Genomic DNA, 22,562 nt, shown 5'->3' on the forward strand with positions numbered 1-22,562 from the left:
GGGGGGGGGTAATATTTACGGGTATTATGGCCTTTTGCACAATACTATTTATTTTTGCGGCCGACACATTGATACAAGCTTTTACACCTCTTGCTATTATGTTGGCGATTTGTGGTTCAGCCACTCTTATTCTCTACTTCTGGGATAAATACGAACTTAGATTTTATAAGCGTAACCGTAATTGGACTAACGATTTATCTTTCTGACGGCAGGATGGTATGGTAAAGACGTCTATTGGCGAGTTTCCTTTTTACGAATTCGATGCTTATATCGAGATGACGGTAGGGACTCAAGGTTCTCAATTCCACTCACTTAAGGTGATTCACCGCTATCCTCATCGCAGTCAACTGCCGCATACAAAAGATCCGCTGGAGTTCAGTTTTACTGTGGATGGCAGTATTGCACAGCTATACGCCGCCTGGGATATGCTACAGCGCTATATGGATGTGTCCCGGCCATTGCCAGATATTCCTCAGGTAGAGCCCTTCCGCCACCTTGACCCGACCACCAAAGCCTATGACGAAGCGGGTAAGCGCGGTCGACACGTGACTTATTGGCGTGATTTGTATGCCAATAGCAGCGAGGAAGAACTCAAGGCACTGCGTGAAGCACACCGTGTTGAAGTCGATAGTGCTGCTTGGGGCGGTCGTCCGGATCTGATGGAGCTTTCGGTGCCCAACTACCGCGAAACCCGCAAGGGCGAACCGGAAGATGTGAATGCCTTTGGCCGCTTTCCTTAATTATAAGAGCGGGTAGAAAGCCCACGGCCAGCAGAACGATTACGGTCATTTGGGTCGTCTCAATCGTTACAAGCAGGGCGTTTGCGGTAAACCTTCGAAACAGCTTGTTGCAAAGCGATTATCACGCGACCTGCTGGAAATCGCCCCAGCGTACGCTCTATTCTGGCCAAATCATGACCCGGCAGCGTTTCTTCAAGACATTATCAACACGCGAACATTTACGCCAACCCCTTCGCTGTTAACGTCAACCTCCCCAACTAGTGTTATGGCGCTACCAGACGCTCTTCCGCTACGCTAGCCGAGCCCTTTCTCCGGCTTTCTAGCCGTTGTGCTTTCACAATAACCATAACGTAGTAGCGAGGAGTGTCCATGTCGTATGACCGTCCAGAGCCGGTAGCGGCCCCCGTATTAAGTGGTGTGCACCATCTTGTGTTGCTGGTGGTGGCCATTGGCAGTTTGCTGGTGGCGATCATGTGGCTTTCCATACCCACGGCGGTGGCGCTGATCGTGGCGGGGAGCCTGGCGATCACGCTGTGCCTGGTGTGGGGCGTCCCCTGGGAGCGTCTGGAGGCGGACCTGTTATCAGGCATTCAGGCGATGCTCATTCCTATTCTGATACTGATCTGTGTTGGCATGATGGTGGGCGTCTGGATGCTCTCGGGGACGATCCCCGCCATGGTGACACTGGGGCTCGAGCTGCTGACGCCGGCGCTTTTCTTGGTCGTGGCGTGCCTTTCCTGCTCGCTGATGTCGGTGATGGCTGGCACGTCCTGGGGTACGCTCAGTACCATTGGCGTGGCGCTGATGGGCGTGGCAGCGGGGCTCGACATACCGCTTGCCTGGGCGGCGGGCGCCATCGTGACGGGGACTTTTTTCGGCGATAAGCTCTCGCCGCTTTCCGATACCACGGTCATGGCCTCGGCGGTTTGCGAGGTCAATATCGTGACCCATATTCGCCATATGCTGTATTCGACTCTGCCGGCCTATCTCATTGCACTGGGGGTGTACGCGTGGCTGGGAAGCAGCATCAGCGGAACGCAGGGTGACACGCCGGCGCAAACGGCGCTGTTGGTGAGTACGCTCGATCAGGTATTCAGCACCAACGTGGTCACGTTCCTTCCGCCGGTGGTGGTGTTCATCTGTATCTTGTTGAAAAAGCCGGTGCTGCCTTCCTTTGCCGTGGGTATCGTGTGCGGTGCCCTGATTGCTTTTTTACTGCAAGGTGCGAGCCTGAGCACCATTGGCCAGGCAATGAATAGCGGGTACAGCTCCAGTACCGGAGTGGACGTGGTGGACAGCATGCTTTCCCGGGGCGGCCTGCAGAGCATGATGTCGACGGTGGCGGTGCTGATCGCCGCCGCGGTTCTGGGGGCGCCGTTTAAAAGCGCGGGTACGCTGGATGCGGCCATCCGGCTACTGGACAAGCGCCAGGCAGGCCGGCGGCAGGTGCTGGGAAGTGCCATGGGGCTGCATAGCCTCGCCTTCTTGCTGACCGGCAGCTACTACGTGACCTTTGCTCTTCTGGGGCCTCTGCTTCGTCCGCTGGTGGCCAATAGCGGCACGCCCACCAAGAACTTGTCGCGGATTCTAGAAGATACCGGGACCACGCTTTCGCCGCTCATTCCCTGGGGCGTGACGGGCGCGTTCACCGCGGCCACGCTTGGGGTCCCCACGGCGGATTTCCTGGTCTATGCCATTCTCTGTTATGGCGCCATCGCGTTTTCACTTTTCTACGTCGTGAGCGGCATCGGTCTCGGTCACAAGGTGCGGGGTTCGAAATAGAGGCAGACTCTGCCGCCATCACGCTAAACTACCCCAAGGACCGGGGAGGCGGGCGGGCATTGCCCGTTGGGCATGCCGTCAAGCCAAGCAGCAAGAACGTATTTTTCATCGTGTGCATCAAAAAGGGAACGTGAATGCAAACCACTGATCGACAACGGACGTTTACGGAATACGCGCTGATCGCATTGATGCTGGGGGTCGTGGCATTGGTGTTGTGGCAACTGGTGGGGCTGCTGATCTTGATTTTTGGCGCGGTGGTTGGAGCCTGCGTGTTGCAAACCTGCATGGCGCCGCTGCTGCGGCTGGGGGCGCCGCGCTGGCTTGCGCTGTTGACCGTCATCATCGGGCTGCTCGTGACATTGGGGGTGATCAGTTGGGGGTTTGGAGCACAGGTCTCATCCGAACTTGAAGCCCTGTCCTCCTTGCTGCCGGACGCCTGGGAGCAGCTTCAGGAGCGCATCGAGGGCACTTCCCTGGCGCCACTTTTGGACAACGCCGCCGAGCGGGCAGGCAGTCTGTTCGAGAACGGCATTTCCCAGGTGGGCATGGTGGTGGTCTCCATGGGCGGTAGCGTCGTCAACTTCTTGGCGCTGATCGTCGGCATGGTCTATTTTGCCGCGCAGCCCGGCGTTTATCGTCGTGGCCTGCTGCTGCTTGCGCCGGTCAAGAGCCGGCCCAAGCTTGCAAAGGCGCTGGATGAAAGCGGCAAGGCGCTGCGTTTCTGGCTGGGCGGGCAGCTGATTGCCATGGTCGTGACCGGGTTGCTGGTGGGTATCAGCATGTGGCTGTTGGGGGTGCCCGCGCCGCTTGGCCTTGGGCTGATTGCAGGGCTACTGGATTTCGTGCCGCTGGTAGGGCCGCTGGTGGCGGCTATTCCGGCGCTGCTCCTGGCTTACACGGTCAGCCCGCAAACCGCGCTGTTCGTGCTGATTGCCTATACGATCATCCAGCAGATCGAGGGCAATATCCTGCAGCCTCTGATTCAGCAGCGGGCCGTGAACCTGCCACCGGCAATGCTGCTGTTTTCGCTGTTTGCGGCAAGCACCTTGTTTGGCGTGGCCGGTGTGCTGTTGGCGGCGCCGCTGACCGTGGTGCTGTTCGTGCTGGTCAACCGGCTCTACGTGACGCGTGAAGAAGACGCGGAGTAGATAGCGCCCAAGGGAATAACCATCGGCGTATAAATGATTTTACGCCCTCTGAGCGCAGCGTTAAGCTGGTAACCATTACCCCTACCGTCGAGAGCGCCTGTTTTCCTGCAGGCGCTTTTGGCATTTCAACAAGGTGAAAATATGTCAACGATGACACCGGCGGCGAGTACCCGTTACCGGGTGCCGCTGATTGCCACGGCGGCAATCGTACTGGGCGCGCTACTGATCGGCGTGGTGTTTGGGTCCAACATCGGTCTTTTGATGATCGTGGGCGGCCTGTTGGGCATGGTGCTGTATCACGCCGCCTTCGGGTTTACCGCCGCCTGGCGAGTGTTCATTACCGAGCGCCGTGGGCGCGGCCTGCGCGCGCAGATGGTTATGCTGACCATTGCCGTCGTGCTGTTCTTTCCGGCGCTGGGTGCCGGCACGCTGTTTGGCAACGAAGTACGTGGCTTTGTGTCACCTATCGGTATCTCCGTGCTGTTTGGTGCTTTCCTGTTTGGTATCGGCATGCAGCTGGGCGGCGGGTGCGCGTCGGGTACGCTGTTTACCGCCGGCGGCGGTAATGCGCGCATGCTGATTACCCTGGTGTTCTTCATCGTCGGTTCGGTGATCGGCACGGCGCATTTTGCCTGGTGGCAGAGCTTGCCTGCTTTTCAGCCAGTGTCGCTGATCGACATTGCCGGCACGGGCGGCGGCATCGCAATCAGCCTGGTGCTGTTTGCTGCCATTGCCGCCTTCACGCTGGTGATGGAAAAGCGCCGCCACGGCCAGCTGGAAAAGGCGCCGCAGGTGGAACAGCACGGCGCTGCGCGCTGGCTGACCGGGCCCTGGCCACTGCTTGCCGGCGCGGTTGCGCTGGCGCTGTTGAACTTTGCCACGCTGGCGCTCGCGGGCCGCCCCTGGGGCATTACCTCCGCGTTTGCGCTGTGGGGTGCCAAGGGATTCGAGCTGGTGGGCGGCGATGTCAGCCAGTGGGGCTACTGGCAGGCACCGGGCAATGCGGCGGCGCTCGAGGCCAGCGTATGGAGCGATATCACCACGGTCATGAACGTGGGGATCATGCTGGGGGCACTGGCGGCTGCCCATCTGGCCGGGCGGTTTGCGCCCAACTTCAGGATACCCCTGCGCTCGGTTCTGGCCGCTGTGCTGGGTGGGTTGATGCTGGGTTACGGTGCGCGACTGGCGTTTGGCTGCAACATCGGGGCTTATTTCAGCGGCATCGCATCCGGCAGCCTGCACGGCTGGGTATGGCTGGTCGCGGCCTTTGCGGGCAACATGCTGGGTGTCAGAATCCGACCATTCTTCTTTGATGGCGTAGAGGGCCGAAAGCCCGTTGCCAAGACGAGCTGATCGCCTCTAGAGCGCGCTAAATGGATGTTACGCCCCGGCTGTTCGCCGGGGCGTTTTTCATGCTTATAATCGTGTCACTTCCACCTTTGTCGTACTAGCATGTTACATTATCGGCCAACGCCGCCAACGCCCCGCGTTGCTGCATCGCAATAGACATCGACATGAACGAGAGCGCCTATGTCCACGACGAGTAAACGCCCCTTATATATTCCTTATGCCGGTCCTTCTCTGCTAGAAATGCCCCTATTGAACAAAGGCAGTGCGTTTACTCAAGAGGAGCGGCTGGCTTTCAATCTGATTGGCCTGCTGCCGCAGAATGTCGAAACCATCGATGATCAATTAGAACGGGCTTACCGTCAGTACCAGCAGTGTAATAGCGATCTCGAGCGTCACATCTATCTGCGCGCCATTCAAGACGACAACGAAACCCTCTATTTCCGCCTGGTATCCGAGCATCTTGAAGAGATGCTGCCGATCATCTATACGCCGACCGTGGGTCAGGCGTGCCAGGAATTCTCCAATATCTATCGCAATCACCGGGGCCTGTTCATCGGCTACCAGGATCGCGAGCATATGGACGATATTCTGCGCAGCGCCACCAAGGATAACGTCAAGGTCATCGTGGTCACCGACGGCGAGCGCATTCTGGGCCTGGGCGACCAGGGCATCGGCGGCATGGGGATCCCGATCGGCAAGCTGGCGCTGTACACCGCCTGTGGCGGCATCAGTCCAGCGCATACGCTGCCCATCATGATCGATGTGGGCACCAACAATCAGGCGCTGCTGGATGACCCCATGTACATGGGCTGGTGCCACGAGCGGGTAGGGCAGGAAGAGTACGATGCCTTCATGGACCAGTTCATCTCGGCACTGAAGCGCCGCTGGCCCAACGCGTTGCTCCAGTTTGAGGATTTTGCCCAGGCCAACGCGGTGCCGCTGCTTGAGCGCTATCGTAACGAGCTATGCTGCTTCAATGACGATGTTCAAGGCACGGCGTCCGTCGTGGTGGGAACCTTGATGGCGGCCTGCCAGGCGCGTGAGGAGACCATCGCCCAGCAGCGCGTGGTATTCGTGGGCGGCGGTTCGGCGGGTTGCGGCATCGCCGAGCAGGTCGTGGTCGCCATGGAAGCCGAAGGGCTTTCCGAGCGCGAAGCACGCTCGCGTATCTTTATCGTCGACCGTGAAGGTTTGATGACCACCGATCAGCCCTGGCAGCGCGATTTCCAGCGCCGTCTGGCTCACGACCCTGCGCTGGTGGCCAACTGGAACGGCCAGGGGCTGGAAGAGACCATCGCCCAGATGAAGCCCACGGTGTTGATCGGCGTGTGCGGTCAGCGCGGTATCTTCACCGAGCAGGTGGTCAGGACCATGCACGCCGGCTGCGAGCATCCGGTGATCATGCCGCTTTCCAACCCGACCTCCCAGGCGGAAGCCGTGCCGGAAGACGTGATCCGCTGGACCGACGGCCAGGCGCTGGTAGCTACCGGCAGCCCGTTTGCGCCGGTGGTGTACAACGGCCGTACCTATCCGATTGCTCAGTGCAACAATGCCTATATCTTCCCGGGCATCGGGCTTGGGGTCGTCGCGGCCAATGCCAGCCGGGTTACCGATGAGATGCTGATGAGCGCCTCCCGGGCGCTTGCCCGTGAAGCCCCCATCGTCAAGGAAGGTAAAGGTGCACTGTTGCCGCCGCTGTCGCGGATTCGTGAAATCAGTCAGTCCATTGCCTTCGAAGTCGCCGCCACCGCCCAGCACAATGGCGTGGCATTGACGACCAGTGGCACCAAGCTGCGCGAAGCCATAGAGAAAGCCAGCTGGTCGCCTGAATATCGGACCTATCGCCGTCGTGCCGTTTAAACAGCGGTTCACGAAATAGCGAGGCAAAAAAAAGCCCCCACCGAGGTGGGGGCGTGCAAGCATTGGTAGGTGTTACTCAGGCTGCGCCGATCATTTTGCGCAGCACGTAGTGAAGGATACCACCGTGGCGGTAGTAAGCCAGCTCATTGAGCGTATCAATTCGGCACTTGGCATCAACGCTACGTTCCTGTTCGCCGCTCTTGATGACTACCTTGACCGTCTTGCCGGGGCTTAGATCGCTCAGCCCTGCAATCGATATCTCCTCATCGCCGGTCAGCCCCAGCGTCTCGCGGGTCTCGCCTTCCGGGAACTGCAGCGGTACCACGCCCATGCCGATCAAGTTGGAGCGGTGAATACGCTCGAAGGATTCGGCGATCACGGCGCGCACGCCCAGAAGCCGTGTACCCTTGGCGGCCCAGTCGCGTGAAGAACCTGTGCCGTACTCCTTGCCGGCAATCACGACCAGCGGTGTACCAGCCTCCTGGTACTTCATGGCCGCATCATAGATCGACATCTGCTCGCCGCTTGGCACGTAGCGGGTCTCACCGCCCACCACGCCGTCCAGCATCTCGTTCTTGATACGTACGTTGGCGAAAGTACCGCGCATCATCACTTCGTGGTTACCCCGGCGCGAGCCGTAGGAGTTGAAGTCGACCGGCTTCACGCCGTGCTCCTGCAGGTAGCGGCCGGCGGGGCTGTCGGGTTTGATGGAACCTGCCGGTGAGATGTGGTCGGTGGTCACCGAGTCGCCCAGCATGGCCAGCACGCGGGCGTTGTGCACGTCCTCGATCGCATCCGGCTCGCGGCCCATGCCTTCGAAGAAGGGCGGGTGCTGAATGTAGGTGGAGTCGGGCCACTGGTATACCTGGCTTTCGGAGACGTTGATCGCCTGCCAGGTGTCGTCGCCTTCAAAGACCTCGCCGTACTCCTTGCGGAACATCTCGGTATTGACCTTTTCCACCGCTTCGGCGATCTCGGCCTGGGAAGGCCAGATATCCTTCAGGTAGACCGGGTTGCCGCTCTCGTCTTCGCCCAGCGGCTCCTTCGTCAAATCGCGCTGCACGTTACCGGCCAAGGCGTAGGCGACGACCAGGGGCGGCGAGGCAAGCCAGTTGGTTTTCACCAGCGGGTGCACGCGGCCTTCGAAGTTGCGGTTACCGGAAAGTACCGAGGCCACGGTCAGGTCGCCCTGGTTGACGGCTTTCTCGATGGCTTCCGGCAGCGGGCCGGAGTTGCCGATACAGGTGGTGCAGCCATAGCCCACCAGGTTGAAACCCAGTTCGTTCAAGTCGCCGTCCAGCTTGGCGGCGGCCAGGTAGTCGGTCACCACCTTGGAGCCCGGCGCCAGCGAGGTCTTCACCCAGGGCTTGGTGGTCAGGCCCTTTTCACGTGCCTTGCGGGCCAGAAGGCCGGCGGCCATCATCACGCTGGGGTTGGAGGTGTTGGTGCAGGATGTGATTGCGGCAATCACCACGGCGCCCGGGTCAAGGCTGAAGGAGTGCTCGCCGAGGGTGACATCCTGGCTGTCGGCGTGCTTGAAATCACCTTCGAGACTACGGTCGATGCCCACGGCCGTCTGGCCGCCTTCGGAGTCGAACTTGCCCTTTTCGGTCGTGGGCTGCGCCTTGCCATCGTCTTGCATGATCTTGTCGAAGGCAGTGGTCATGTCTTTCAGTGCAACGCGGTCCTGCGGGCGTTTGGGGCCGGCCAGGCTGGCTTCGACCTCGGTCATGTCCAGGTGCAGGGCATCGCTGAAGACCGGCTCGTCGCCGGGCTCGCGCCACAGGCCCTGCGCCTTGCTGTAGGCTTCCACCAGCGCTATCTGGTCATCTTCACGACCGGTCAGGCGCATGTAGTTGAGCGTTTCGTCATCCACCGGGAAGAAGCCGCAGGTGGCGCCGTATTCCGGGGCCATATTGGCAATCGTGGCACGGTCGGCCAGCGGCAGGTCTTTCAGGCCATCGCCGTAGAACTCGACGAACTTGCCCACCACGCCTTTCTTGCGCAGCATCTGGGTAACGGTCAAGACCAGGTCGGTGGCGGTGATCCCTTCGCGCAGCTTGCCGGTCAGCTTGAAGCCGATCACTTCCGGAATCAGCATCGACACCGGCTGGCCCAGCATGGCGGCTTCCGCCTCGATGCCGCCCACGCCCCAGCCCAGCACGCCCAGGCCGTTGATCATGGTGGTGTGGGAATCGGTGCCGACCAGGGTATCGGGATAGGCGTAGGTGGCGCCATCTTCCTCCTTGGTCCAGACACTCCGGCCGAGATACTCGAGGTTCACCTGGTGGCAGATGCCGGTGCCGGGCGGCACCACGCTGAAGTTGTCAAAGGCCTGCTGGCCCCAGCGCAGGAATTCGTAGCGCTCGCGGTTGCGCTGCATCTCGATCTCGACGTTCTCTTCAAACGCGGTGGCGTTGCCGAACTTGTCGACCATCACCGAGTGGTCGATGACCAGATCGACCGGAGAGAGCGGGTTGATGCGGGCCGGGTCTTCGCCGAGTTTTTCTACCGCAGCGCGCATGGAGGCCAGATCCACCACGCCGGGCACGCCGGTGAAATCCTGCATCAAGACCCGGGCGGGGCGATAGCCGATCTCGCGGCTCGACTTGCCCTCTTTCTGCCAGTCGACCAGCGCCTGCATGTCCTCCTGGTCAACACTTTCGTCATCGGCAAAACGCAGCTGGTTTTCAAGTAGAATCTTGAGCGACTTGGGTAGTCGGTCGATGTTGCCGAGCGCATCGGCTGCCTTGGGGAGGCTGTAGTAGCGGTACTGCTTGCTGCCTACATCAAGTGTCTGGAGTGTGTCGGGTGTGCTGCTCATGCCTTTCTCCTTTCATTGTGCGGCGTCTAACGCAACGCGACGGTCACTGTTTTCCTTTTAGTATGACCTACATAGTAGTAGTACATGCGTGTTTATAAAGGCCGTTTCAAGGTGTCTTCGCCTAATAGCGAAGGTCAACCCTTGCAATAGCTTGTACTTGGCGCCATTTCAGGCAGACTCTTGGCGATTCATATTTCGTTAGTGCGACTTTATCAGCTAGACATTTACAAGGTGGTGTCATGGAAACGCGTCATGAACGTTTGATTATTCTTGGTTCCGGCCCTGCGGGGTACACAGCGGCCGTTTACGCAGCGCGGGCGAACCTGAAGCCGCTGCTGATTACCGGAATGCAAGCGGGTGGCCAGCTGACCACCACGACAGACGTCGACAACTGGCCGGGCGATGCCGAGGGCGTACAAGGCCCGGAGCTGATGGAGCGCATGAAGGCTCACGCCGAGCGCTTTAACACCGAGGTGCTGTTCGATCATATCAACGAGGTCAGCCTGGGTGAAAAACCGTTCACCCTGAAAGGCGACAGCGCGACCTATACCTGTGATGCGCTTATCGTGGCGACTGGCGCCAGCGCCCGCTATCTCGGCCTGCCCACCGAACAGCAGTTCATGGGGCAGGGCGTTTCGGCCTGCGCCACCTGCGATGGGTTCTTCTACCGCAACCAGGAGGTCATCGTGGTGGGCGGGGGTAATACGGCGGTGGAAGAAGCGCTGTATCTTTCCAATATCGCCTCCAAGGTAACCCTGGTGCACCGCCGCGATACGCTGCGCGCCGAAAAGATTCTGCAGGACAGGCTATTTGAGAAAGTGGCTGCAGGTACCATGGCGATCGAGTGGTTCCAGGAAATCGACGAAGTGCTGGGCGATAACACCGGGGTTACCGGCGTGCGTTTGAAGTCAACGCGCGATGGCAGCACCAAGGAACTGCACGCGCCGGGACTGTTCATCGCCATTGGTCACAGCCCTAATACGGGAATTTTCGAAGGCCAGCTGAGCATGAACGATGGCTATATCAAGGTGAACTCCGGGCTTGAAGGCAACGCCACCGCGACCAGCGTGCCCGGTGTGTTTGCCTGTGGCGATGTAATGGATCATATCTATCGCCAGGCGATTACTTCGGCAGGCAGCGGCTGCATGGCCGCGCTGGACGCCGAACGCTATCTGGACGGCATTGCTTGGCCTGAAGACTCCACCGAGTAACGCCGGCGGCTAGCAGCCCGCCGGGCTGTCTTCCACGCGTGCCCGCCCCAGGGTACTGAGCACCAGGCTGGCGCCTTGAGCGCTGGCCTGGTGGCTAGCCGGGCAGATGGTAAAAGTGCTGTTGAATCCCGTGGCGTGGCCAAGCGGGGTGTACCTGATACGGTCATGGCCGTTCTTGGCAACGCTCACCCCGGAGGTCGCCGGAAATACCCGCACTACCTCGTCTTGGGCAACGCCGCGCAGTTTGTCGGCGCTGATCAGCATCAGCTCGCCGCTCCAGTCGCTGGCACAGGCCGTGCGGTCCCGGTTGGCCGGGCACAGAGTGGTGGACGCGCGGTGGGTGATAGCGGTACTGCGCGCCAGCGAAAGCGCTGACTGCAGCCGGTTTATCTCGCCGGTCACGGCGGTGCGCTCGCCCAGCGCATTGAAACTGGGCACTCCCCAGGCGGCCAGCACACCGACGAGTGCCAGTACCACCAGCAGTTCCAGCAGGGTGAAGCCTGGTGTCGGGTATCTGACGCTAGTGGGGTAGGGCATCACACGCTCCTGATCGCTTGACCTGTTCAGCCGGCTCGCTATCCTCTGTGTCCCATCCGGCCTTGGCCGGTTATCCAGTCAGCCAGAGCAGGCAACCCGAGTGAGCGATGTTCTAATTATTGGCGGCGGTGTCATCGGCATGATGACTGCGCTGCAGCTAGCCGATGCCGGCCAGCAGGTCACCCTGGTGGAACGTGGCGTCTGCGGAAAAGAGGCGTCCTGGGCCGGTGGCGGCATCGTGTCGCCGCTTTACCCTTGGCGCTATGCCGAGCCCATCTCGCAGCTGTCGCGCTGGTCGGAAGGCGCTTACCCCACCCTGGCTCTGCGTCTGCTCGAAGAGACCGGTATCGACCCCGAGTACCGCCAGAAAGGTCTTTTGTACCTGAATGTGGATGACGAGGAAAGCGCGCTTGGCTGGGCGCGCCAGATGGGCAAGCCGCTGGGGCGCGTGGCGGCCGACTTCGTGCGCCAAAAAGAGCCGGAAGTAGCGATTACCCACGAAAATGCGCTATGGATGCCGACGCTGGGCAGCGTGCGCAACCCCCGCCTTGGCCAGGCGCTGCGCGCCAGGCTCTTGGCAATGCCCAACGTCACACTGCGCGAGCAGTGCGAGGTACAGGGCTTTCGTCAGCGCGGTGGGCAGGTGACCGGCGTGAATACCGCGCAGGGGATGCTTGACGCCGGGCAGCTCGTCATCTGCGGTGGCGCCTGGACGGCGGGGCTTTTGGCCATACTGGAGGTGCGCCTGCCGGTACGCCCGGTAAAAGGGCAGATGATCGCCTATCAAGCGCCCTTGGGTCTGGTGCAGCGCGTGGTGTTGAAAGATGGCCGCTACGTCATTCCCAGAAGCGACGGTCTGCTGCTGGTAGGCTCTACCCTCGAAGAAACCGGGTTCGACAAGTCCACCGACGCCGCTGCACTTGCCTCGCTAAAGCAGAGCGCCGAGCAGATCGTGCCCGCGCTCAAGCAGTGCCCGGTGGCCTACCACTGGGCGGGGTTGCGTCCGGGCTCGCCTGCGGGCCTTCCGTTCATCGGTGCCTTGCCGGAAAGGCCCCACGTGTTTATCAATGCCGGGCATTATCGCAATGGTCTGGTACTGGCGCCTGCCTCTACGCACCTGCTGGTCGATCAATTGCTGGCGCGGACGCCGCTGATCGATCCCGCGCCGTTCTTGCCTACGCTTGAAAGGCTGAGCCATTCCGTTGCATGAACCATTCCGGTACATGCGCTATGCCGGTAAACGAGCCATGCCTAGGCGCCGCCGTTTCGGTCCGCCTGCTCCTGAGCGAAGCGGTCGCGGTGGGCGCTTGAACAGAACCACTGTTCGTGGTCGCGCAGCGCTTCGGTTTCCGGCACGTGAACCTCGCACCAGCGGCAGCGCACCATCTGACCGCCGTCATGGCGGTTCAATGCTTCGTGTTCGGCGTCGCGGGCCAACTTGTGCTGACGGTACATGCTGTAGAGTTTCAGGCCCGCGTAAAACACCACGGCAAAGATAATCAGACGAATGATCAACAGGTTCATCCTTGTAGGTCCTCCGGTACGGAGATGAATGCGTTCGATGCGGTGCAGGCTTTGCCAGCGGGCGGCCCTTGCGGGACAATGCATCGATGCAGGTGACAATGTTCAAGATTCTCAAGAGATTTTAACGCCCATGCAAGATCTAACGCTGGTAATGGCCCAACTTGACCCGCTTGTGGGGGATATTCCCGGCAATGCGGCGCGTGCTATCGAAGCCGTGCGCGAGGCGCGCATTGAGCATGGGGCGGATATCGTTATCTTCCCTGAGCTGTTTCTCTCCGGGTATCCGCCGGAAGATTTATTGCTGCGACCCTCCATGGAGGCGCGGCTGCGTGAAGCGCGAGCGACCATGGCCGCCAAGGTGGCCCGTGATGTGCTGGTGATCATCGGCTACCCCGGCGTGCGCGAAGGCAAGCGCTACAATTTGGCAGGTGTGCTGTACAACGGCCAGTGGGAAGCCGAATACGCCAAGCAGGCGCTCCCCAACTACCAGGTATTCGACGAACAGCGCTACTTTACGCCGGGGGCCGACTCCCTGGTGTACGAGCACAAGGGCGCCCGCCTGGGGCTTTTGATCTGCGAGGACCTGTGGGAGGGCGCGCCGGTCAAGGCGGCCAAGGCCGCCGGCGCGGAGGTGCTGATCAGTCTCAACGCCTCGCCCTACCATCAGGACAAGCCCGGCGAGCGCCTGCAGCTTCTGGAGCAGCGCGCTCAAGAGGTGGATCGCCCGATCGTGTACGTGAACACCATCGGCGGGCAGGACGAGCTGGTATTTGACGGGGGCTCCAAGTGCGTGGATGCCAAGGGACAGCTCAAGGTGCTGGCACCCTACTGGCAGGCGGGGCTGATGCCGGTGCAGCTGCTGCAGACCAGCGCGAACGCCTGGGAGCCCCAGGCCGGCGAGATCGAACCGGATGTGGACCCTGAAGAGAGCCTCTACTGTGCGCTGGTGACCGGCGTGCGCGACTACGTCAACAAGAGCGGTTTCGACGGCGTGGTGCTGGGGCTTTCCGGCGGCATCGACTCGGCGCTTTCCCTGGCGATTGCCGTGGATGCCCTGGGCCCGCAGCGGGTCCAGGCGGTAATGATGCCGTATCACTATACCGCAGATATCTCCCGGCAGGACGCCGCCCAGCAGGCCGAAATGCTCGGCGTTCACTACGACGTGATGCCCATCGAGCCTATGGTGGAGGCATTCATGGCAACGCTGTCGGAAAGCTTTGCCGGCACCGAGCGTGATACTACCGAAGAGAATCTTCAGTCACGCTGCCGCGGCGTGCTGCTGATGGCGCTTTCCAACAAGAAGGGCCTGATGGTGCTGACCACCGGCAACAAGAGCGAAATGGCGGTAGGGTATGCCACGCTCTACGGTGATATGGTGGGCGGCTACAACGCCCTGAAGGATGTCTACAAGACCTGGGTATACCGGCTGGCCCGCTGGCGCAATACGCAGTCGCCGGCGATTCCCGAGCGGGTGATCGAGCGCCCACCAAGTGCTGAGCTGGCGCCCGGCCAGCAGGATAGCGACTCTCTGCCTGATTACGACATACTCGATGCGATCCTGGTGCGCTACATCGAAGGCGATATGAGCGCTGAAGCGATTATCGCGGCCGGTTTCGACGCAGAAGATGTCTACAAGGTGGTCAAGCTAGTCGACCGCTGTGAATACAAGCGGCGCCAGGCGCCGGTGGGTGTGCGGGTCACGCCGCGCGGCTTCGGGCGTGACCGGCGCTACCCGATCGTCAATGGCTGGCAGCCGGGCGACTAGCGCGTTCGCCAGGCCCAACGTCAAAGGCTCCTGATCTCAGGAGCCTTTTTGTTAGCGCGGCAGCAATGGATTAGAAGCTTTCCCACTCGGGCTCCGGCTGGCGCTGGGCGGGGGGCGGGGCTGGCTGGCGCACTGCCGGTGCGGCGGCGGGCGCTTGGGGTTGAGCCGCCGATAGGGCAGGGCTCTGTGCCGCCTGAGGAAGTTTGAAGGCTTCCATCATCTGTAGAAGCTGATGGGCGTTCTGGCGCAGGTTGGAGGCGGATTTGGCACTTTGTCCCACCAGGGCGGCGTTCTGCTGGGTCACCTGGTCCATCTCGGTTACGGCCTGGCCGACTTCCTGTACCCCGGCGCTCTGTTCGGCGCTGGCGTTGCTGATCTCCTGCATGATGGTCGTCACACGGTCAATGGCCGCCACGATCTCTTCGGTGGATCTGCTCGCCTCTTCGGCGCGCAGGTTGCCGTGCTTGACGCGCTCCAGGTTGCTGGCGATCAGTTGATTGATTTCGCGGGCAGCCTCTGCACTGCGCTGGGCAAGGTTGCGTACCTCTTCGGCGACCACCGCGAAGCCGCGGCCATGCTCACCGGCGCGTGCCGCCTCGACGGAGGCGTTGAGGGCGAGAATGTTGGTCTGAAAGGCGATGGAATCGATGGTCGAGGTAATCCCCGCGATTTCCTGAGAACTCTGGTTCAGCTCGTTCATGGTTCCCACGACCTGATGTACCGCTTCGCCGCCCTTGGTGGCGATGTGTGATGCGCTCTGTGCCTCCTGGCTCGCCTGAGCGGAGTTGTCCGCGTTGAGTTTTACCGTGCTGTTGAGCTGTTCCATGGCCGAGGCGGTTTCGGCCAGGGCACTGGCCTGCTGTTCGGTGCGCGATGACAGGTCGTTGTTGCCTTCGGCAATCTGCTCGCTATTGGTCGCCACGGCTTCAGCCGACGCGCGCACCTGAGTAACGATGGTTTGCAACTGCCGAGCCATGGCCACCTGAGACGCCATGATGCTGCGCGTGTCGTCTTTTTTGAGCCGGGCCTGGGTGGTCAGTTCACCCCGCCCAACGGCCTCGGCAAACGCCTTGACCTCATGCGGCTCGGCGCCCAGTTCGCGCAGCAGCTGGCGAGAAAGAAACAGCGCAATCAAGCTGCCGGCGACTAGTGCAAACAGCGTCAGGCCCAGCATCAGCATCTGAAAGCCCGAGGCGGTGGCACGTGCTTCCTCCGTACTGGCGGCGTTGATCTCGCCCTGCAAGTCAATGAACTGATTGATACGATTCAGCCATTCACTATAGGCAGGCCCGGCCTGGTCGAGCATCAGTGTCTGGGCAAGCGCGATAGGCGCGGTGTCACGTGCCTCGATGACCTGCTGGGTCAAGTCACGGGTAATCACTGCCTGGCTTTCGATGCGATCACGCAGGCCCTGCTCCTGCGAGGTGGTCGAGTATTCGTCGATAACGGCTTGCATGCCGGACGTGGCGGCTTGGTAATCGTTCTGCAGGCGCTGAATGTCGGCCCGCAGGCTGCCTTGAAGGCGGCTGTCATCGGTCATGACGATGTCACGCAGGGCGATGGCCCGGTCGTGCACGCTGCCACGCATATCCACGGCAAAGCGCTGCTTGGCACCATTGATATCGTTGATGGCAGTCAGCCGGTGATCGATCCGGTTGACTTGATAGATCCCGACGGCTGTCAGCGTAATCAGCAGCGCCAGCAAGGCAGAGAAGGCGAGTATCAGGCGCGTGCTTATCTTGGCACCTGATAAGCGGCCATTTAACGTGAGCATGATCAGTTCCTTGAGCGCGGGGCGGCGCTTTTTATTGGGAAGGCATCAGAAATACTAATACGCAGTGTTTCTTTTGTACAATTATTGTTTAATTAATTTTCCTGTGGCGTTAAAGCAAAAAACCACGCCGAGGCGTGGTTTTTCAGACGGATGCCGCCCCTGGCCAAGCCAGGCGTCAGGCAGGCCATGGGCGTGCTATCAGTCGAGATACTTGGGTACGAAGCGCCCGCCCTGCAGCTGCTCGTGGTCCGGGGCATTTTCGCGCAGCACGGCCAGGACTTCGCCCGCGCGGTCGTCCATGCCCAGGCCCTGGTAGCCTTCGATCATGGTGGCCAGGGCGTCGCGCGTGGCGCTGGATTCCGGATAATGCTCCACTACCCAGCGGCCACGCTCGACCGCCGCCAGGTACGCACCCCGGCGCAGGTAGTAATCGGCCACGTGAAGCTCATGACGGGCCAGCATGTCACGCAGATAGACGATACGCTGCTGGGCGTCCGGGGCGTACTCGCTCTGCGGGAAGCGCTGAATCAGCTCGCGGAAGTCGTTGTAGGCGTCGCGCGAAGCACCCAGGTCGCGCTTGGAAATATCGATCAAGCGCAGGCGCTCGAGGCTGAAGCGGCCCGCCTGCCAGGCGGAAAGCCCGCGCAGGTAGTAGGCGTAGTCGGCCTGGGGGTGGTCTGGATGCAGGCGAATGAAGCGGCTGGCAGCAGCGCGCGCCTCTTCCCAGTCACCGTTTTCATAATAGGCGTATACCAGCTCCAGTTGGGCCTGTTCCGCGTGAGGGCCAAACGGGTAGCGGGTATCCAGCGCCTCTAGCCGCTCGATGGCAATGGGGTAGCGGTTGCTGTCAAGCGCAGTGCGCGCCAGTTCGTAGAGTTCGCGCTCCTGTACCCCGGCAAATTCGTCTTCCTCCTCCGGGGTCGTGTCGTTACTGGCGCAGCCTGCCAAAAGGGCAAGGCTCAACGCAAGGGCACCAAAGCGGTTGGCAGCAGAAAAAACGCGCATCATCATCCTCGTTGCAAGCAAGCCTCAATCACCGAAAAGCGACGATGGCCATAAGTAGAAATGGTAGAATAGGTCGCAATCAGCCCACTATAAATCACCTCGACACAAAACGCAGGCTTAGCAACGTTTTGTCGGGTGTCGTCAAAGGAAGTAACGTCATGTCCCGGATAGTTGAAGCCAGCCAGCGCGTGCCAGAGACGCTGGCAGGTGCGCGGTTGGACCAAGCAGCAGCAGAGTTGTTCAGTGACTACTCCCGCGAGCGGCTAAAGGCATGGATCAACGCCGGCGAACTGACCGTGGATGGCGTCAAGGTCAAGCCCAAGGTAAAGCTGCATGGCCATGAAGTGCTTGAACTCAAGGCCACCATCGAAGAAGACCTGCGCTTTGAGGCGCAGGACATCCCGCTGGACATCGTCTATGAAGATGACGCGGTGATGGTGATCAACAAGCCCACCAACATGGTGGTGCACCCGGCGGCGGGCAACCCGGATGGCACGCTGCTCAACGCGCTGCTCCATCATCACCCGGCGCTTGCCGAAGTGCCCCGGGCGGGCATCGTCCATCGTCTGGACAAGGACACTACCGGGCTGATGATGGTCGCCAAGACCATTCCCGCACAGACCGTGCTGGTCGAGCAGCTCCAGGCGCGCAGCGTTTCACGCCAGTACGATGCGGTAGTCATCGGCACGCCCGTGTCGGGCAGCACCATCGATGCCCCGATCGGCCGCCATCCCAAGGATCGCAAGCGCCAGGCGGTGACCGCCTCGGGCAAGCCCGCCGTGACTCATTTTCGGGTGGTCGAGCGCTTTCGCGCCCACACTCACGTGCGCTGCCAGCTGGAAACCGGGCGCACCCACCAGATTCGCGTGCACATGTCCCATGCCCGCTATCCGCTGATTGGCGACCCGCTGTACAGCGGCCGGGCCAAGCTGCCGCCGGGGGCGGCTGGCCCGCTCAAGGAGATTCTGCGCGAGTTCCCGCGCCAGGCGCTGCACGCCCGCAAGCTGAGCTTCGTGCACCCGGTCAGTAGCGAAACCATGACCTTTCATGCCGATTTGCCCGATGATCTACTAATGTTGTTGGACTATTTGCGCGAAGACAACGAGACCATGCAATGAGTGATGCCATCGATCTACGGCCGACGCTACTGATACCTGACTGGCCGGCGCCCGCCGGCGTGCGTGCCTTCGTGACCACCCGGGAAACCGGCCCGAGCCAAGGGGATTTTGCCGCCTTCAATCCGGCTTCCCATGTCCGGGACAACCCGGAGCACGTCGCGCTGTGCCGCCGCCTGCTGCAAAAGGAGGTCGGCGACGAGCGCCCTTTCTTGTGGCTGAACCAGACCCACGGCGCTCGGGTGCAGCAGAGTTATCAGGCTGACGTACCGGAGGCTGATGCCGCGATTGCGACCTCCGCCGACTACGCCTGCGTGGTGTTGACTGCCGACTGCCTGCCGGTGATGTTCTGCAACCGCGCCGGCACCCAGGTGGCCGTGGCCCATGCCGGCTGGCGCGGGCTGGCGGGCGGTGTGCTGGAGGCCACCGTGGCCGCCATGAACAGCGAGCCCGACGAGCTTTTGGTATGGCTGGGACCGGCGATCTCCAATGCCCAGTTCGAGGTCGGCCCCGACGTGTATGGCGCCTTTGTCGCCGTACATCCGGAAGCCGCGGAGGCGTTCGATCACAGCCCTTACCGGCTGGGCCACTACATGGCGGATCTTTACCGACTGGCGCGGTTTCGGCTGGAAGCGCTGGGCATCGAGAATATCAGCGGCGGCCACTTCTGTACCGCCTGCGAGTCGCGCTTTTACTCCTATCGGCGCGATGGCGGCAAGACCGGCCGCATGGCCAGCGTGATCTGGATCAACCATTAGCCGGGATAAGCGCATCACCTCTTGAAAATCGGCAAAACGGCGCCATCTAACCTGTCAAGCTAATCGTGGTTAGCACGTTAAATGACTTGTTGGGCCACGCCGTGCGTCCAAGCGCAGGGCTACCCCAGGAGGAGCGCTATGCGTTTTGATAAGTTTACCGCCAAGCTTCAGGCGGCCATTGCCGAAGCACAATCCCTGGCCGTTGGCCGCGGCCATCATCAATTGGAACCCGCTCATCTTCTGCTTGCCTTGTTGGATACCCGCGACACGGGCATCAAGGCCTTGGTCGAAAAGGCCGAAGGCAGCAGCACGCGCCTGCGTGAAGCCCTGGTGCAGCAGCTCGACAACGTGCCCAAGGTGGGCCAGTTCGACGGTGAAGTGCAGCCGTCGCGGGATTTCATCAAGCTGTTCAACCTGACCGACCGCGAAGCGCAAAAGCGCGGTGACCAGTTCGTCGCCAGCGAGCTTGTGCTGCTGGCCGCGCTGGAAATGAACGGCGCGATAAGCAAGCTGCTCAAAGACGCAGGGCTTGACCGCAAGCGTCTCGAAACCGCCATCGACAGCCTGCGCGGCGGCGCGACCGTGGATGATGCCAACGCCGAAGACCAGCGGGAAGCCCTCAACAAGTACACGCTTGATCTTACCCAGCGGGCGCTGGACGGCAAACTCGACCCGGTGATCGGCCGTGACGACGAGATTCGCCGCACCATTCAGGTACTCCAGCGGCGCACCAAGAACAACCCGGTGCTGATCGGCGAACCGGGGGTGGGCAAGACCGCCATTGTGGAAGGCCTGGCCCAGCGCATCGTGAATGGTGAAGTGCCGGAAGGCCTGAAAGACAAGCGCGTGCTCTCGCTGGACATGGGCTCGCTGCTGGCTGGCGCCAAGTTCCGTGGCGAGTTCGAGGAGCGCCTGAAATCGGTACTCAAGGAACTCTCCCAGGAAGAAGGGCGAGTCATCCTGTTCATCGACGAGCTGCACACCATGGTGGGTGCCGGCAAGGCCGATGGCGCGATGGATGCGGGCAACATGTTGAAGCCGGCGCTGGCGCGCGGCGAACTGCACTGCGTGGGCGCGACCACGCTGGATGAGTACCGCAAGTACATCGAGAAGGATGCAGCACTCGAGCGTCGCTTCCAGAAGGTGCTGGTCGATGAGCCCAGCGAAGAGGATACCGTGGCCATTCTGCGCGGCCTGAAGGAGCGTTATGAAGTCCATCACGGGGTGGACATCACCGACTCGGCGATCATCGCGGCGGCGAAGCTCTCGACCCGCTACATCACCGATCGCCAATTGCCGGACAAGGCCATCGACCTGATCGATGAAGCGGCCTCGCGGATCCGTATGGAGCTCGACTCCAAACCCGAGTCCATGGATCGTCTTGATCGTCGCCTGATTCAGCTCAAGATGGAGCGTGAGGCACTCAAGAAGGAGACCGACGAGGCGACCAGAAAGCGTCTTGAAGCGCTCAGCAACCAGATTCACGAGCTGGAGCGCGAGTACGCCGATCTCGACGAGATCTGGAAGGCAGAGAAGGCCAGCATCCAGGGCTCGGCGCAGTTCAAGGCGGAGCTGGAGCAGGCGCGGATCGACCTTGAACAGGCCCGTCGCCAGGGTGACCTGGGGCGCATGTCGGAAATTCAGTATGGCAAGATTCCCGAACTCGAGAAGAAGATTGCCGACAGCGGTGAGGGGGAGGCGGATATCTCGAGCCATCAGCTCTTGCGCTCCAATGTCACCGAAGAGGAGATCGCTGAAGTGGTGTCGCGCTGGACGGGCATTCCGGTTGCCAAGATGCTTGAGGGCGAGCGTGACAAGCTTTTGCGCATGGAGGAGGCGCTGCATGAACGGGTGATCGGCCAGAACGAGGCGGTGGAGGCCGTGGCCAACGCCGTGCGTCGCTCGCGGGCCGGACTTTCCGACCCTAACCGGCCCAATGGTTCGTTCTTGTTCCTCGGCCCCACCGGGGTGGGCAAGACCGAGCTGTGCAAGTCGCTGGCCAACTTCCTGTTCGATACCGAGGAAGCCATGGTGCGTATCGACATGTCGGAGTTCATGGAGAAGCACTCCGTGGCGCGGTTGATTGGTGCACCTCCGGGCTATGTAGGCTATGAAGAGGGCGGCTACCTGACCGAAGCCGTGCGCCGCAAGCCTTACTCGGTGCTGCTGCTCGACGAGGTGGAAAAGGCGCATCCGGATGTGTTCAACATCCTGCTCCAGGTGCTGGAAGATGGCCGCCTGACCGATGGCCAGGGACGCACGGTAGATTTTCGCAACACCGTGATCGTGATGACCTCCAACATGGGCTCGGACATCATTCAACGCATGGGCGGTAACACCGGCGATACCGATAGCGGTTACGAGACAATGAAAGAGGCGGTGATGGAGGTGGTGGGTAACCACTTCCGTCCGGAGTTGATCAACCGCATCGACGAAGTGGTGGTCTTCCACGCACTCGGCCAGGAGCAGATTCAGGCGATTGCCGGCATCCAGCTTCAGCGCTTGAAGACTCGTCTGGCCGAGCACAGCCTGAGTCTTGTCATCAGCGACGATGCCATGGCCCAACTCGCGGTGGTGGGGTTTGATCCGGTGTACGGCGCGCGTCCGCTCAAGCGGGCCATTCAAAGCCGCATCGAAAACCCGCTGGCTCAGGATCTGCTCGCTGGCAAGTTCCTGCCGGGCGATACCATCCATATCAGCGCTGACGAGGGCAAGCTTGTCTTCAATACCTGAACCGCGCTGACGCAAAAGCCCCGCTGGCTCTGCCGGCGGGGCTTTTTTTATGGCCTGACGTTGCGTCAAACCGAGGCCTTGCACATTCATGAGGCATTGGAGGTTGACATGCTTGAGTGCTAATGGAATCTTAACCATTCCTGATTTGCGGGCGCGGACCTGACGGGCAATCCCTATTTCCCGCGCGAAGGGTAGGCAAGCGCCTTTACCCGCCGAAGGACTTCCGGGCTTGAGCTAACCGCTCGACCTGGCCAACGCCCCGACGCGGCAATCCGCCGTGCTAGGGAGTTCCCGGCTCAAGATCTTGAGCCGGTGCTCTCAGAGAGTGCAGGCCCTAACCGGGCCGTATGCCAGGGTTTGGCATCAGGTGCCGGCATGGGCCGGCAGCGGCATACCGCCGCACTCGACACCGCAGGATGTCCTGCGGATCGCACTC

17 protein-coding genes are annotated in these 22,562 nt (G+C 61.1%); 12 read left to right on the forward strand and 5 right to left on the reverse strand.

The window, feature by feature from the left end; translation table 11 throughout:
• The 6 genes from HW452_RS17000 to HW452_RS17025 form a co-directional block, all read left to right on the forward strand.
• Positions 1-206: hypothetical protein (locus HW452_RS17000; RefSeq protein ID WP_224107288.1), on the forward strand; the 206-nt coding region annotated here is incomplete at its 5' end.
• A gap of 12 nt (positions 207-218) precedes the next feature.
• A complete protein-coding gene (locus tag HW452_RS17005) occupies positions 219-740 on the forward strand; it encodes a hypothetical protein (protein ID WP_224107289.1) in 522 nt (173 codons plus the stop codon).
• A 369-nt stretch (positions 741-1,109) separates the two neighbouring features.
• Entirely contained in the window at positions 1,110-2,522 is a 1,413-nt protein-coding gene (locus HW452_RS17010) for a Na+/H+ antiporter NhaC family protein (protein WP_224107290.1), read from the forward strand.
• 134 nt (positions 2,523-2,656) lie between these two features.
• Complete coding sequence (locus HW452_RS17015; RefSeq protein WP_224107291.1) at positions 2,657-3,670, forward strand: AI-2E family transporter; 1,014 nt, start codon at positions 2,657-2,659, stop codon at positions 3,668-3,670.
• A 141-nt stretch (positions 3,671-3,811) separates the two neighbouring features.
• Positions 3,812-5,023 carry a YeeE/YedE family protein gene (locus HW452_RS17020; RefSeq protein ID WP_224107292.1) on the forward strand — a complete coding sequence of 404 codons (1,212 nt, stop codon included), beginning with the start codon at positions 3,812-3,814 and terminating at the stop codon, positions 5,021-5,023.
• A 177-nt stretch (positions 5,024-5,200) separates the two neighbouring features.
• Complete coding sequence (locus HW452_RS17025; RefSeq protein ID WP_224107293.1) at positions 5,201-6,880, forward strand: NAD-dependent malic enzyme; 1,680 nt, start codon at positions 5,201-5,203, stop codon at positions 6,878-6,880.
• A gap of 76 nt (positions 6,881-6,956) precedes the next feature.
• On the opposite strand, the gene acnA is transcribed toward HW452_RS17025, so the two are convergent.
• Positions 6,957-9,704 (reverse strand): aconitate hydratase AcnA, encoded by a 2,748-nt coding sequence (acnA, locus tag HW452_RS17030; RefSeq protein ID WP_224107294.1) that lies wholly within the window; start codon positions 9,702-9,704, stop codon positions 6,957-6,959.
• Positions 9,705-9,943: 239 nt separating this feature from the next.
• Between acnA and trxB the strand changes: the two genes are divergently transcribed.
• The gene (trxB, locus tag HW452_RS17035) at positions 9,944-10,915 is read left to right on the forward strand and encodes a thioredoxin-disulfide reductase (RefSeq protein WP_224107295.1); all 972 of its coding nucleotides are present in this window, start codon (positions 9,944-9,946) and stop codon (positions 10,913-10,915) included.
• A 9-nt stretch (positions 10,916-10,924) separates the two neighbouring features.
• On the opposite strand, the gene HW452_RS17040 is transcribed toward trxB, so the two are convergent.
• Positions 10,925-11,452, reverse strand: a complete 528-nt coding sequence (locus tag HW452_RS17040; protein ID WP_224107296.1) for a GspH/FimT family protein — start codon at positions 11,450-11,452, stop codon at positions 10,925-10,927.
• A gap of 100 nt (positions 11,453-11,552) precedes the next feature.
• Here HW452_RS17040 and thiO point away from each other — a divergent pair, with 100 nt between their 5' ends.
• Positions 11,553-12,662 carry a glycine oxidase ThiO gene (gene thiO / locus HW452_RS17045; protein ID WP_224107297.1) on the forward strand — a complete coding sequence of 370 codons (1,110 nt, stop codon included), beginning with the start codon at positions 11,553-11,555 and terminating at the stop codon, positions 12,660-12,662.
• Positions 12,663-12,703: 41 nt separating this feature from the next.
• Here thiO and HW452_RS17050 read toward each other — a convergent pair whose 3' ends face one another.
• Positions 12,704-12,976, reverse strand: a complete 273-nt coding sequence (locus tag HW452_RS17050) for a PP0621 family protein (protein WP_224107298.1) — start codon at positions 12,974-12,976, stop codon at positions 12,704-12,706.
• 130 nt (positions 12,977-13,106) lie between these two features.
• Here HW452_RS17050 and HW452_RS17055 point away from each other — a divergent pair, with 130 nt between their 5' ends.
• Positions 13,107-14,741: an NAD+ synthase gene (locus HW452_RS17055; RefSeq protein ID WP_224107299.1), complete on the forward strand. Its 1,635-nt coding sequence runs from the start codon at positions 13,107-13,109 to the stop codon at positions 14,739-14,741.
• Positions 14,742-14,811: 70 nt separating this feature from the next.
• On the opposite strand, the gene HW452_RS17060 is transcribed toward HW452_RS17055, so the two are convergent.
• Entirely contained in the window at positions 14,812-16,515 is a 1,704-nt protein-coding gene (locus HW452_RS17060; protein ID WP_224107300.1) for a methyl-accepting chemotaxis protein, read from the reverse strand.
• Between the two features lie 198 nt (positions 16,516-16,713).
• Entirely contained in the window at positions 16,714-17,520 is an 807-nt protein-coding gene (locus tag HW452_RS17065) for an outer membrane protein assembly factor BamD (RefSeq protein ID WP_224107301.1), read from the reverse strand.
• 158 nt (positions 17,521-17,678) lie between these two features.
• On the opposite strand from HW452_RS17065, the gene rluD reads away from it, so the two are divergent.
• From rluD to clpB, 3 genes are all read left to right on the forward strand, one after another.
• Entirely contained in the window at positions 17,679-18,638 is a 960-nt protein-coding gene (rluD, locus tag HW452_RS17070; protein ID WP_224107302.1) for a 23S rRNA pseudouridine(1911/1915/1917) synthase RluD, read from the forward strand.
• Complete coding sequence (gene pgeF, locus HW452_RS17075) at positions 18,635-19,393, forward strand: peptidoglycan editing factor PgeF (RefSeq protein ID WP_224107303.1); 759 nt, start codon at positions 18,635-18,637, stop codon at positions 19,391-19,393. Before rluD ends, pgeF begins: the two co-directional genes overlap by 4 nt.
• Before the next feature lie 138 nt (positions 19,394-19,531).
• Positions 19,532-22,126, forward strand: a complete 2,595-nt coding sequence (clpB, locus tag HW452_RS17080) for an ATP-dependent chaperone ClpB (RefSeq protein WP_224107304.1) — start codon at positions 19,532-19,534, stop codon at positions 22,124-22,126.
• The last annotated feature ends 436 nt before the right edge of the window (positions 22,127-22,562 follow it).

Origin of the sequence: Vreelandella aquamarina (assembly GCF_020075495.1) — a bacterium.
Taxonomy (GTDB): domain Bacteria; phylum Pseudomonadota; class Gammaproteobacteria; order Pseudomonadales; family Halomonadaceae; genus Vreelandella; species Vreelandella aquamarina_A.